At 41.3% G+C, this 12,623-nt stretch carries 13 protein-coding genes; 8 read left to right on the top strand and 5 right to left on the bottom strand.

Features of this window, described 5'->3' with window-relative positions:
* Positions 1-102: 102 nt before the first annotated feature.
* The 6 genes from H562_RS0105620 (at position 103) to H562_RS0105595 (ending at position 6,759) form a co-directional block, all read left to right on the top strand.
* Positions 103-1,734, top strand: coding sequence for a leucine-rich repeat domain-containing protein (locus H562_RS0105620; protein WP_156831968.1), 1,632 nt, complete (start codon positions 103-105; stop codon positions 1,732-1,734).
* 83 nt (positions 1,735-1,817) lie between these two features.
* Positions 1,818-2,294 (top strand): Dps family protein, encoded by a 477-nt coding sequence (locus H562_RS0105615; RefSeq protein ID WP_027376601.1) that lies wholly within the window; start codon positions 1,818-1,820, stop codon positions 2,292-2,294.
* Between the two features lie 86 nt (positions 2,295-2,380).
* Entirely contained in the window at positions 2,381-3,565 is a 1,185-nt protein-coding gene (gene pncB, locus H562_RS0105610) for a nicotinate phosphoribosyltransferase (protein WP_027376600.1), read from the top strand.
* 98 nt (positions 3,566-3,663) lie between these two features.
* Positions 3,664-4,425 carry a DUF5995 family protein gene (locus tag H562_RS0105605; protein ID WP_027376599.1) on the top strand — a complete coding sequence of 254 codons (762 nt, stop codon included), beginning with the start codon at positions 3,664-3,666 and terminating at the stop codon, positions 4,423-4,425.
* Positions 4,426-4,488: 63 nt separating this feature from the next.
* The gene (rmuC, locus tag H562_RS0105600) at positions 4,489-5,967 is read left to right on the top strand and encodes a DNA recombination protein RmuC (protein WP_051190413.1); all 1,479 of its coding nucleotides are present in this window, start codon (positions 4,489-4,491) and stop codon (positions 5,965-5,967) included.
* A gap of 18 nt (positions 5,968-5,985) precedes the next feature.
* Positions 5,986-6,759 carry a TrmH family RNA methyltransferase gene (locus H562_RS0105595; RefSeq protein WP_027376597.1) on the top strand — a complete coding sequence of 258 codons (774 nt, stop codon included), beginning with the start codon at positions 5,986-5,988 and terminating at the stop codon, positions 6,757-6,759.
* Between the two features lie 55 nt (positions 6,760-6,814).
* Here the strand turns inward: H562_RS0105595 and H562_RS0105590 are convergent, their stop codons facing one another.
* Positions 6,815-7,153: a hypothetical protein gene (locus tag H562_RS0105590; protein ID WP_027376596.1), complete on the bottom strand. Its 339-nt coding sequence runs from the start codon at positions 7,151-7,153 to the stop codon at positions 6,815-6,817.
* Positions 7,154-7,333: 180 nt separating this feature from the next.
* On the opposite strand from H562_RS0105590, the gene H562_RS0105585 reads away from it, so the two are divergent.
* Entirely contained in the window at positions 7,334-8,500 is a 1,167-nt protein-coding gene (locus H562_RS0105585; protein ID WP_027376595.1) for a hypothetical protein, read from the top strand.
* Entirely contained in the window at positions 8,487-9,065 is a 579-nt protein-coding gene (locus tag H562_RS0105580) for a hypothetical protein (protein WP_027376594.1), read from the top strand. The genes H562_RS0105585 and H562_RS0105580 overlap by 14 nt, the downstream gene beginning before the upstream one ends.
* Here the strand turns inward: H562_RS0105580 and H562_RS0105575 are convergent.
* The 4 genes from H562_RS0105575 to trhO all read right to left on the bottom strand — a co-directional run bounded on the left by H562_RS0105575 (position 9,005) and on the right by trhO (position 12,529).
* The gene (locus H562_RS0105575) at positions 9,005-9,589 is read right to left on the bottom strand and encodes a 5-formyltetrahydrofolate cyclo-ligase (protein ID WP_027376593.1); all 585 of its coding nucleotides are present in this window, start codon (positions 9,587-9,589) and stop codon (positions 9,005-9,007) included. The two genes, H562_RS0105580 and H562_RS0105575, sit on opposite strands and share 61 nt — an antisense overlap.
* A gap of 47 nt (positions 9,590-9,636) precedes the next feature.
* Positions 9,637-9,867, bottom strand: coding sequence for a ferredoxin (locus tag H562_RS0105570; protein WP_027376592.1), 231 nt, complete (start codon positions 9,865-9,867; stop codon positions 9,637-9,639).
* 62 nt (positions 9,868-9,929) lie between these two features.
* Positions 9,930-11,174 (bottom strand): peptidase U32 family protein, encoded by a 1,245-nt coding sequence (locus H562_RS0105565; protein ID WP_027376591.1) that lies wholly within the window; start codon positions 11,172-11,174, stop codon positions 9,930-9,932.
* Positions 11,174-12,529, bottom strand: a complete 1,356-nt coding sequence (trhO, locus tag H562_RS0105560; protein WP_027376590.1) for an oxygen-dependent tRNA uridine(34) hydroxylase TrhO — start codon at positions 12,527-12,529, stop codon at positions 11,174-11,176. The genes H562_RS0105565 and trhO overlap by 1 nt, the downstream gene beginning before the upstream one ends.
* Between the last annotated feature and the right edge of the window lie 94 nt (positions 12,530-12,623).

Here is a 12,623-nt window from a genome sequence, read left to right as displayed (position 1 = left end):
GAACTTTGTAATCCCGTGCAATTTATTATGATGACAAATTATTAATTTATCAATATTTCAACAATTAATATATATTTGTACATCCAAAAAAAACACAGTTCGGTGAAGAAAATTCTATTTTTTCTGCTCTTTTCGCAACTATATTTTTCACAGCAGTACAGCATCTCATTTGCCGAGAGGAATGCTTTGGTCAACATTTATTCCACAACCGATGGTGAACACTGGAGCCAACAGTGGGATTTCGATAAAGATCCTAAATACTGGTACGGAGTAAAAGTGAAAAACGGCAGTGTGACCGAAATCAACCTGCGCGGCAATGCTCTGAAAGGAAGTTTTCCACAAAACCTTGCCACTTTCCTGAAACTTCAGAAGCTTGATCTGAGTTCAAACCAACTTTCCGGCGAGGTAGCTCCCACACTTTCGTCGCTGAATAATCTGGTGCGGCTCGACATCAGCAATAACAGGTTTACCGGTGATCCTACATCCGCAATTTTACCGCTTTCAAATCTTCGCGAAATTTCTGTGGGAAACAATGGCTTTTCTTTTGGTGACATTGAAACATTTATCCAGAACTTTCCTAAACTTACTGTGCTGGACCTTTCGCATACAGGTTTGAGCAGCGTACCGCAAAAAATAGCCACACTCACCCAGCTCGAAGTTTTAGATTTAAGCAACAATACACTTTCCCAGAATTTTCGGAATTTATCTGCTTTAATAAAATTAAAGGAACTTTACCTGTCGGGAAACCAACTTACCGGAATCCCACCGGAAATCTCAACCATGACTTCACTGACTACCCTTGATGTAAGTCACAATGCATTTGCACCCAATTACGCTGCGCCTTTATCATCATTAAAAAATCTGGAATGGCTGTCGCTCGCCGATAATCAGATCAAAGATTTTCCGGCACAGCTCGGCCAACTCACCAATCTCATCCACCTTAATTTATCGGATAACAAAATCAGCGGAGGCTTCAGTACGCTACTAGCGCTGAAAAATCTGGAACAGCTTTACCTAGACAAAAATCTGATCACCGGAACTTTCCCGGAAACTTTACTGCAACTCGATAAACTGCAGATGCTCTCGCTCACGGGAAATCAACTTTCCGGCGCACTGCCGGACGCGTTACCGGCCTTAACTTTCCTAGAGAACAACCGGTTTACGAAACAGGAAATCCGGAACTATATCTTAAAAGGAAAAGTTGCCGCAGACTTCACCTATTCACCGCAGCGCTACGATGAAGTAAAAACAGTCTCGGCGCCGCTTGGTTCCTCTGCAAGCCTGCCTCAGGCGCTTTCAGGAAATGAGTATCAGTTTACCTGGTTTAAAAATCTGGATCAGATAACACCGGTAAGTACAGAAAATTACACCATCAACAAAGTGACCGAAGAAGATTTCGCGGATTACACCTGTGAGGCCTATTATTTTGAAAAATTACCTGATGAGTTAATGGAAATTTCATTTTTCCGCGAACCTGTGACTTTGGTCAAGGATCTCGCCACCGAAGAGATCAGCAGCGGCCTGGCGGTTTATCCCAATCCAACCACGGATTTCCTTCACATCAAAGCATCAAAAATCAATATTGAAAAAGTATTTATTTTTGATATCAGCGGTAAACTTCTGATCACCGCAAAAACCACTACCGTTGATGTGAGCCATCTTCCCGCAGCAGCCTATATTATTTCCGTAAAAACCGATAACGGAATTAAATCCTTTAAATTCCTGAAGCACTAGCACTTCCTGAAATCATCCGTTTGACAAACGCAACAGTTTGGAAATCTGCTTTAATTTTCTTATCTTTAAAATAAAAAAAAGATATGAACAATCCGAAAATTATTGGTTTAAACGAAACCGACTGTGCACAGATTTCTGCGAAACTCAATATCCTTTTAGCCAATTACTCTCTGTTTTACCAGAATACGCGCGGCGCACACTGGAACATCAAAGGAGAAAAATTCTTTACGTTGCATCCCAAGTTTGAGGAACTGTATAATAACCTTTTCATCAAGATCGATGAGATCGCGGAAAGGATCTTAACGCTTGGCCACACGCCGAATCACAATTACTCAGAATATCTCACGCAGTCTACAGTAGCGGAAAGCAAAGAGGTTTCTGATGCAGACAAAGCGGTAGAAAATATTTTGGCGTCGTTCAAAACCGTAATCGACCTGCAGAGAGATCTGCTGGAGGTCACAGAAAAAGCCGGCGACGAAGGTACCAATTCGCAGATGAGCGATTATATCACAGAACAGGAAAAAGAAGTGTGGATGTACAATTCCTTCCTCGGAAAATAAAAAAACTTCTTAAAACAAAATTAAAATCGCCTGCCGACGGGCGATTTTTGTTTTGAAGCTTTACATTTGTTAAATATTTGTTTTTTATGAATGAAGTCCGCTTAAAATCCATACTCGATAACGATTTTTATAAGATCACCATGCAGAATGCCGTGGTAAAGTTATTTCCCAATGAAAAAGTAAAGTACAGTTTCATCAACCGCGGAAAACATGAGTTCCCCGAAGGTTATGGAGCCGAACTCCGGAAAGCTGTAAACGCAATGGCAGAACTGAAACTCACGCGCGAGGAAAAAGATTACCTGCGCATTACCTGTCCTTATCTTGAACTTCCTTATCTGGATTTTTTGGGAGGTTACCATTACGATCCGTCGGAGGTTACGATTACCCAAACCGGCACCGATCTGGAAGTAACTGTTGAAGGTGAATGGTACCGCACCATTTTGTGGGAAGTTCCGCTTTTGGCTTTAATCTCTGAACTTTACTACGAAATGACTTCGCAGCAGCGGGATTCCAATGAAAGCGTAATTGAAAAAACCCTTGAAAAAGCGGATCAGCTTAATGAGCTCGGCGTAACCTTCGCAGAATTCGGCACGCGCAGAAGGCATTCTTATAAAGTACAGTCTTTGGTGGTCGAAGCCTTGACACAGCATAACCAAACAAAAAAATTCACCGGTTCCTCCAATGTACATTTTGCAATGAAATATGGCATTAAACCGATCGGCACGCACGCGCACGAATGGTTTATGTTCCATGCTGCAGAATATGGTTTCAAAATGGCCAACGCGCTTTCACTCGAACATTGGGTAGATGTATACCGCGGCGATCTGGGCGTTGCACTTTCCGATACTTACACCACCGAAGTTTTTTTTCAGCAGTTCGACAAAAAATTTGCAAAACTTTTTGATGGCGTGCGGCATGACAGCGGTGATCCGATTGAGTTTGCCAATAAAACAATCGCGCACTACGAAAAAAACGGCATTGATCCACTCTTCAAATACATCATTTTTTCTGATGGATTAAATCTTGAAAAAGTAGCAGAAATCACACGAGCATGTAAAGGACGGATCGGCATTTCTTTCGGGATCGGAACCAATCTCACTAACGATGTCGGGCTAAGGCCGATGAACATTGTGATGAAACTTGTAGGCGCACAAGCCATTAACGGCGAGTGGATTCCCACAGTAAAACTGTCCGATGAACATGGCAAATACACCGGCGATCCAAAGATGATCGAACTTGCAAAAGAATTTCTGCGGATCCAGAATTCATAAGGAGATCAGTCATTATTATATTACTATAAATCACAGATTTCCGCTGTGATTTTTTTTGTTTAAAAAAGTTACTTTTACTTTTACATAAACACAGAAAAATGAAAACCCTTAACTCAATTGAAGATGTCGTGCAGGAACTGGACGGGATCATCGCCTGGTCGGTCCGGGAAAACAGTCCGCTCGGTTACTTTGCATGCACCTACCGCAGCATGACGCTTGCGGTTTCAGATGCGGTAAAAAAGAAAAAATTCGAAGACGGTAAAAGAATGATCACGCTTGATCTTGCTTTCGCTACACGCTATCTGGAAGCATTTGAAAATTTCCGGAACGGGCACAAATGCACCAATGCCTGGTTTACTGCCTTCGAAGCTGCAGAAAATAAGAATCTCCTCATCATGCAGCACATTCTGTTGGGAATCAACGCCCATATTAATCTGGATCTTGGCGTGTCCGCCGCATCGATTATGCCGTACCGGAAGATCGCACCGCTTAAAAATGATTTTAATAAAATCAATGAGGTGATCGCATCCATCAACCAGAAAGTTCAGGATTCGCTGAGCAAGATTTGCTATCCTGTTGAACTGATTGATGAGATCTCGCAGGGTCAGGACAACGTGATACTGGATTTTGCAATTTCCAGAGCACGCGAAACTTCCTGGGCGGGCGCTTTTGTACTGTCCAATGCCGCCACTTTTATCCGCCCGACGCTGATCAATATGATCGACAACGCCGCTACATTGGTGGCGCGAAACATCATTGTCTCCACTAAAACTCCGGCGAATCTTCTGCAAAAATTAAAATCCTGTGAAAGCGGCGACGTGGGCCACAACATAAAAATCCTTTCAGACACAAAGCTGTAAATGTGGCAACAGAACTTTTCCACAAACACCACAAACCATTTTAATTCTTTCTATTTTTGAAATATGGAAATCACGACTTTGTTTGCGGGTATAATTTTGGGTGTAATTATTGGTACGGCTCTGCTTTTTTTGATTTTAAAGTCTTCGCATGTCCCCCGAAATTCTTTTGAGGAACTCCACAGTAATTATACGCGCTCTACCTTCGATCTGGAAAACTCCACATCTAAGCTTAGGGAAATGGAAGAAATTCTGCAGTCTGAAAAAAAAACAAATAGTGGACAGACAGAGATTCTAAACCAGCTTAAAAATGAGCTGGCTACAATTTCTGCTGAGAACCGCGCCCAAAACCAGAAAATTGCAGAACTCGCTGAAGTAAATACAACGCAAAATTCTGATATAAAAAAGCTTCAGTCAGAAAAACAGGAACTTATAGGACTGAAATCGCACCTGTCCGCACAGAATGAAAGTCTGCAACAACTGTTAACCAGCCAAAAGGAGGAGATTGCGAAAATGCAGGAACTCGCCAAAAACGAATTCCAAAATCTGGCAAATAAAATCTTAGAGGAAAAAACCGAAAAATTTACCGCGCTGAATCAGTCAAACCTTAAAAACATACTGGAACCTCTCGGTGAAAATCTGGAAATTTTTAAAAAGCGCGTCAACGAGGTTTATGACAATGAAGCGCGGGAACGGTTCTCACTGAACAACACCATTAAGCTGATGATGGAGCAAACCACGAAGATCAGCCAGGAAGCCAACAATTTGGCAACAGCGCTGAAAGGTCAGACTAAAACCCAGGGCGATTGGGGCGAAATGATTCTGGAGCGCATTCTGGAAGATTCGGGTCTGACAAAAGACCGCGAATATTTTGCGCAGTACAACATTAAAAATGAAGCCGGTGAGAACCAGCGGCCGGATTTCGTACTGAAACTGCCGGGAAATCAACTGGTGATTATCGACTCTAAAGTATCGCTGAATGCTTACGAGAGAATGGTTTCTGCTGAAAATGAAGAAGACCGCAAATCAAATCTCACACTTCATATTGCGGCCATCAAAAAACACATCGACACCTTGTCGCAAAAAAAATATGATGATCTAAAAGATTCGCTCGATTTCACCATTATGTTTGTTCCCGTGGAACCGGCGTTCCTTACCGCTGTGCAATATGATTCGCAGCTCTGGAATTACGCGTATCACAAACATATCATTTTGCTGAGTCCCACAAATCTGATCGCTTACCTGAAACTTATTTCAGATGTTTGGAAACGTGCTGACCAGAACCAAAATGCTATGGAGATTGCAGAACGGGGTGGAAAACTGTATGATAAATTTGTCAGCTTTGTTGAAAACCTGGAGAAAGTGGGCAAAAATATTGATCAGGCGAAGAATTCCTACAATGACGCATTTAAACAACTCGCCACAGGTAACGATAATCTGGTAACACAAACCCAGAAACTGAAAGCGCTTGGAGCAAAAAGCAGAAAGAGTATTCCGGCAAACCTGGTAGAAAATGCCAATAACGAAATCGATTTCGGCGAATAGTTTTCCTAAATTTGCGGGATGCTGATCGAAAGCCCACATAACGAGAAAATCAAGAACCTCATACGCTTACTTACCGATAACCGCTTCCGGAAGAAATCCGGCTATTTTGCCGTAGAAGGCAAGCAGGAGAACGAGCGCGCCGTGAAATTTGGTTTCCGGAATCAGGAATTTTTTATCTGTGAAGATATTTTCCAGGGCGATTTCCCGAAAGGAAGAATAACGCTTGTTTCTGCCAAGATTTATGAAAAGATCGCATACCGTGGAACGACAGAAGGAATCATCGGCGTGTTTTCTGTCAAAAAATCAGATTTAAAAAACTTTGAACCAAGAGAAAACTCTGCGATAATCATTGTTGAGAGCATTGAAAAACCCGGAAATCTGGGAGCCATTCTCAGAAGCTGTGAGGCTTTTGGCATTGATGCACTGATTGTTACTGATCCCAGGGTTGATTTTTATAATCCCAATGTGATCCGCTCCAGCGTGGGATGCCTGTTCGGAATGAATATCATCCAGAGTTCCAATGAGGAACTGTACGGATTTCTGCAGGAAAACCGTTACAATATTTTTACCACGATCATGGATGAAAGCGCAGGTGTTCTTTATAAAGCAGACCTTCGTAGCAGAACCGCAGTTCTTTTCGGCACCGAACATTCGGGTTTAAGTGAATTCTGGATCGGGAAAGGCAGAAATGCGCTGATCCCAATGGCCGGCAGCATTGATTCCCTTAACTTGAGTAACGCAGTGGCGATCACATGTTACGAGATTCTGCGGCAGAAAGAACTGGTGAAGTAAGGCACGAAAAAACCGCCTCTCGGGGAGAAGCGGTTATTTTGTAAGTAAGTACTAATTATTTAGTAGCTTCTTTTACAGCATCTTTAGCATCTTTAGCAGCATCTTTAGCAGCATCAGCAGCACCTTTAGCAGCATCACCAGCACCGGCAGCAGCATCTTTAGCAGCATCAGCACCAGCAGCAGTAGTTGCAGAAGCAGCATCTTTAGCAGCATCAACAGTTACTGAAGCAGCAGAATCAACAACAGCAGCAGCAGAATCAGCAACCATTGCAGAAGAATCAGTTGCAGCAAGTGCAGCAGAATCAGCAGCGTTAGCAGTTTCTACAGTTTCAGTTTTTTTACAAGCTACAAGAGCTAAAGCAGCGAACGCAGCTACGAATAATGACTTTTTCATAATAAATTGAATTAATTGTTTTGTTTAAATTTTACAGTCCGTATGATTTATATCATTTCGAACAGGACAAAGGTATAGCGAGAAATAAATTTTGTTTCGCAAATTAATTGTAATATATTTGTAAAATAGTTTTACAAAAAAACATACGTGACAATCAGCCCATTACATAAAATTTAGCAGTTGAGCGATTTAGATTTATTACACTTTGAACAGCTAAAAAATGAGGTCCAAACTCAGTATTTAGAGAACCACACGCCTTCTTCAGATGACATCTCGAAGTGGAAAGGCATTGACATCATCTATTTTCAGGAAGATCTGCGCAAAATCGCCAAAGGAAACATCAGCGAGAAATCATTCTATACTTACTTTAAAAACTCTCCCGTCACCAAACTACCGCGCATCGATATGCTCAATATTCTGAGTATTTATGCGGGTTATGTCTCCTGGTATGATTTTAAGAAAAGTCATCTTTTCGCCGATGAAGTCCTAAAAGAACACGACGAACTGGACGACAGTGAAATCAGCGAGCTGGAAAAAACAGTTGAAAATTCCGATCATTTACCGACAAATCATATAACAGCCGTATCAAATGTAGATTCGGCCATTAATACGCCTAATCTGGCTGAAGAAAAACCAATTTTACAAAAATCCGCTGCTGAAAATCAGCACAATAACAAAAATAACGCGGCTGAAAATTTGACTTCAGCATCAAAGGATAAATCGTCCTTAAGTCTTGTAAAAAAATATCTTTGGCTGGGAATCTCAGCAGTTTTGGCAGTTTTAGTCGGACTGCTCGGATTTAAAGAAGAACTCTTCAGTAAAAAATTTACGTACAGTTTCATCGACGCGGACCGAAATTCAAAAATAAACGCGGAGCTGCAGGTTCAAATTCTGAAAGAGGACGAATCTCCAATAATATATGTCGCAAAGCCCAATGAGCCGTTTGTGTACACCACGAAATCGAAAACGCTGAAAATGGTGGTTTCATCGCCTTATTATAAGACAGATACCATACAGAGAAACCTGGATAACGCACCGGAATTTGAAAATATAGAGCTTAAGCCGAATGATTATGCCATTATGCTGTTCTATTACTCCAAATCGCTGACCGATCTTAAGAAGAAAAGGGTAAGTTTAAATTACCTCATCAGCGACAGCGCACTCATTTACCAGGTTTTTAACAACCAGTTTTATGGTGTAGAAACTATGGATAAGCAACGCTACATCAACCTTGTAACTTTACCCTCAACATCTCTGGAGAACCTGCAGGTGATTGACACCCAAACCGATAAAGACGGCAAAATTGCCATGATCAAATTTAAAATCGAAAGCGATGAAAAAAAATAATTTCATTTTCCTCCTGGTCGCCCTTATTTTCACCGTTTTTTCATGTAAAAAGGAAAGTACAGAAATATCTGACCTTCAGAAGATCCGGAACAATAATAATCTGAAATCCTACCCTGTAACAAAAATGGACAGTGCGCAGGCCATAGAATTTATCACGAAGCAGAAAATTCAGGAACTCCTCGACCTTTCCACACTTTATACCTCAGGAAACCGCGACACAGAAATCGATTCGGTAATCTACGCGCAAATGAAAAGCTATTTTGCAGAGAGCGACTCCAATAAACTCGTCCCTTTGCTGAAACAACTCGACAGCTTTAAAGTGAAAACCGCGAAAGTGGGAAATCTGAATGTTAAAAAGCAAATTACAACCAAAGACACACTTGATTTTGCAAAATTCGAGGTAGAGTATTTCGACAGCAATGATAAACTCATCGGAAAATTCGAGAAAAATGCGCAGTATATGCTGAAGCTTTCGCCGGTAAAATTCAAGAAAGAATTTAAATTTTATTTTGTCGATTTCGATTCACCACCAAAGGACAGCACCGCAGTTGGCGTTACCAAATAATGCAGTGGAATATCGTGCTCGGAAACGTCGGTTACTTTTTCGGCAGGATCAAACAAGCCGACACCAATCCGTTTCACCCCATCAGAAAGTCCGGAAAAGAAACGGTCGTAAAAACCTTTTCCATAGCCTACTCTATTGCCTTTCGCGTCACAATATAAGAGTGGCGTAATGACGTAATCAAAATCCTGTATGCCCGAATCAGTGTTACTTTCAGGTTCAGGAATGCCCCATGAGTTTTTTATCAGCGGAGTCTTTCTTTTAATTTCAACCGAAACAAGTTTACCGTTCACTATTTTCGGCACGAAAACGCGGATTCCGATATCAAAAAACGCCTGCAGAAATAAACCTGTTTCCACTTCGTTTTTCCCGGAAATTGAAAGGAAGCAGTGAATTTTTTGGTTTTTCTTTAACGGAAAAAAGGACAGGAAATTGGTAAAAATGATTTTAGACATTGCAAAAACCTCATCGTGCGAAAGGCTGTTTTTCTTCGCTGTATAACGTTTTCTAAGCTCGGATTTTTTCATCTTTAAAATTAATTAAAATTTCTGCGGGCAGATTAACAGTCGAAAAATTATACAATTTTCACAGAAATAATATTCACCGGACAGGCTTTGGACGCTTTGGTGCAAGGTTCAAATGCTTCAGCGTTCTGGGTTTTCAGCGTATAAAATCCTTTTCTGTCTTCTGTTCGCAGGAGCACAGATTTACCGTCCTTCTTCGACATGCGAAAATATTCCGGCGCGAATTCTGCGCAGTAGTTACAGCCGATGCATTTCTCGCGTTGAAGGGTTATGATCACCATTTTCTAAAGTTGACAGTTGATGGTTGACAGTTGATGGTTGATGGTTATCGGCATCACCAACTTTATGTTGCCACTATTTTATACAGCTTATCGGAAGGTCTTATTTTAAAATCTGTTTTAAAAGTCACCACATCCGATTTTGTGGCTTTTTCTGCATCCGGTTTTGCATCTACTCTCATCGCTTCTAAAAGCATTTCCTGCGAACCTGTTGTCGGTCCCTGAATCAGGACTTTATCGCCAACTGTTAAATCATACGCTTCGATTAAAAATTCTGCAATGTTAGATTTTGGGTAGAAATGTCTTCCTTTTCCGATGTACACTTTTTTCTGTGTCGCGGCTGAACCGTTATCCGCAGACCATTCGCCGAGTTCCTGACCGAGATAATAACCTCCCCAGAAACCTCTGTTATACACGGTTTCGAGTTTCTTCATCCATTCTGCCAATTTCTCATCGCTGTAAGTGCCGTCTGCAATTGAATCGATGGCTTCACGATAGCATTTGGTGACAGTTGCTACATATTCCGGCGCGCGGCCACGTCCCTCGATTTTAAGTACGCTTACGCCGGCATCAACAATTTGATCCAGAAAACTGATGGTGCACAAATCTTTCGGCGACATCATGTATTCATTCTCGAGTTCAATTTCGAAACCGGTTTCCTGATCGATGACGGTATATTTTTTCCGGCAGTTTTGTTTGCATGCTCCCCTGTTTGCGGAAGAGTTCGACGAATGTAAACTCAGATAACATTTCCCCGAAACTGCCATACAAAGTGCGCCATGACCGAAAATCTCGATTTCTACCAGATTTCCAGATGGTCCTTTGACCTGCTCTTTTACCACCTGATCACAGATCTTTTTAATTTGAGAGATACTCAGTTCACGGCTCATCACCATGGTATCGGCAAAAAGCGCGTAAAATTTTACTGTTTCAATATTGGTGATATTGATCTGGGTAGAAATATGAACTTCCATACCGATTTGTCGGGCGTAGGAAATCACAGCCTGATCCATCGCAATTACTGCAGTGAGACTGGCGGCTTTTGCTTTATCTAAAAGTGTTTTAATTAAAGAAAGATCGTGGTCGTAAATAATCGTGTTTAAAGTGAGATAAGTCCGGACGCCTTTCTCCGAGCATCTTCGGGAGATTTCCGGCAAATCATCCAAAGTGAAATTCATGGAAGCGCGCGCTCTCATGTTCAGCTGTTCAACACCGAAATAAATTGAATCGGCACCATTGTCGATTGCTGCCTGCATCGAAGTGAAATCACCTGCTGGCGACATTAATTCTATTTTTCCTGATCCAGTCATTATTCCGAAATTTTAAATAATTTGTCGGACAAACGAATCCTGAACGGAGTTTCGAAAGTGATCTGGTCTCCAGGCTGAGCTGTTTCGCAATGATTTCCATTGGCAAAAAGTTCAGTTATTATCAATTCCTGTTCGCCGGTTGTGGGACCTGAAATCAACACTCTATCGCCAACTGAAAGTTCACTGTTTTCGATTAAAAATTGAGCGATCTTTGATTTTGTATAATAATGTTCCGCTTTTCCAACCAATATTTTTTTGACCGCTATTTTCTGACGGATATTTTTATTTTCCGCTTTTGCTAACGGTTTCCTTGGTAAATCGCCGCTGTTTTTAAAAAGCAAAGACTCCGATTTTCCCTTTCTGAAAACCTTGTTACCCACGTCTTTTCCTCTCCTTAACTTTAACTGTTCAGATAAAGGCAGGTGAATAATATCGAGACATTCAGTCGAACAGCAATTCTCCATGGCCGCCTTGCAGTCATCACATTGAATAAACAATAGATGACAGCCATCATTCGCGCAATTCGTATGATTATCACAAGGTTTTCCACATTGGTGACATTGTGAAACAATATCGTCTGTAATTCTTTCCCCTAAACGATGATCGAAAACGAAATTCTTCCCGATAAATTTGCTTTCGATATTTTCTTCTTTGATCTGGCGCGTATATTCAATAATTCCGCCTTCCAGCTGATAAACGTTTTTAAAACCCTGATGTTTGAAATAAGCGCTGGCCTTTTCGCATCGGATTCCGCCTGTGCAGTACATCAGCAGGTTTTTATCTTCTTTGAAATCCTGTAACTGTTCATTGATGATCGGCAAACTTTCTCTAAAAGTTTCAACATCCGGCGTAATCGCACCTTCAAAATGTCCGACTTCACTTTCGTAATGATTCCTGAAATCGACTACAATTGTATTTGGATCTTCGAGTAAATTATTGAATTCCTGTGCTTTGAGGTGAATTCCTTTATTGGTGACGTCAAAGGTTTCATCATTTAAACCGTCGGCAACAATTTTATGTCGGACTTTTATGGTCAATTTTAAGAAAGAATGATCGTCATGTTCAATTGCTACGTTGAGCCGAATTCCTTTCATGAAATCATAAACTTCCAAAGTCTTCCGGAAGTCCTCAAGATTATCTGCAGGAATACTCATTTGAGCATTGATTCCTTCATGCGCCACGTAAATACGGCCAAGCGCATCGAGTGCGTTCCAGGCTATGAATAATTCGTCGCGAAATCGTTTGGGATCTGAGATTTTGGCATACGCATAGAAAGATAAAGTAAGTCGTTGCTTACCGGCTTCATCAATAAGTTGAGCTCTTTCTTCTGCGCTTAAGGTGTTGTACAGTTGCATGCTATAAACGGTTTAAGTGAGAAATTTGTGGGTGCAAAGGTAAGGAAATAGATTGGGAAATTGAGGTGTGCGAGGGTGCAACGGTAATTTTGTG

It is taken from the genome of Kaistella palustris DSM 21579 (assembly GCF_000422265.1).
Lineage (GTDB): Bacteria > Bacteroidota > Bacteroidia > Flavobacteriales > Weeksellaceae > Kaistella > Kaistella palustris.
This window is presented reverse-complemented; position numbering and strand designations above follow the sequence as displayed.

Excerpts from the sequence above, each read along its gene's own strand:
- trhO (WP_027376590.1), bottom strand. The coding sequence starts at position 12,529 with ATGCAACTGTACAACACCTTAAGCGCAGAAGAAAGAGCTCAACTTATT.
- H562_RS0105590 (WP_027376596.1), bottom strand. The coding sequence starts at position 7,153 with ATGAAAAAGTCATTATTCGTAGCTGCGTTCGCTGCTTTAGCTCTTGTA.
- H562_RS0105570 (WP_027376592.1), bottom strand. The coding sequence starts at position 9,867 with ATGGTGATCATAACCCTTCAACGCGAGAAATGCATCGGCTGTAACTAC.
- H562_RS0105605 (WP_027376599.1), top strand. The coding sequence starts at position 3,664 with ATGAAAACCCTTAACTCAATTGAAGATGTCGTGCAGGAACTGGACGGG.
- H562_RS0105615 (WP_027376601.1), top strand. The coding sequence starts at position 1,818 with ATGAACAATCCGAAAATTATTGGTTTAAACGAAACCGACTGTGCACAG.
- H562_RS0105595 (WP_027376597.1), top strand. The coding sequence starts at position 5,986 with ATGCTGATCGAAAGCCCACATAACGAGAAAATCAAGAACCTCATACGC.
- H562_RS0105580 (WP_027376594.1), top strand. The coding sequence starts at position 8,487 with ATGAAAAAAAATAATTTCATTTTCCTCCTGGTCGCCCTTATTTTCACC.
- H562_RS0105575 (WP_027376593.1), bottom strand. The coding sequence starts at position 9,589 with ATGAAAAAATCCGAGCTTAGAAAACGTTATACAGCGAAGAAAAACAGC.
- pncB (WP_027376600.1), top strand. The coding sequence starts at position 2,381 with ATGAATGAAGTCCGCTTAAAATCCATACTCGATAACGATTTTTATAAG.
- rmuC (WP_051190413.1), top strand. The coding sequence starts at position 4,489 with ATGGAAATCACGACTTTGTTTGCGGGTATAATTTTGGGTGTAATTATT.
- H562_RS0105565 (WP_027376591.1), bottom strand. The coding sequence starts at position 11,174 with ATGACTGGATCAGGAAAAATAGAATTAATGTCGCCAGCAGGTGATTTC.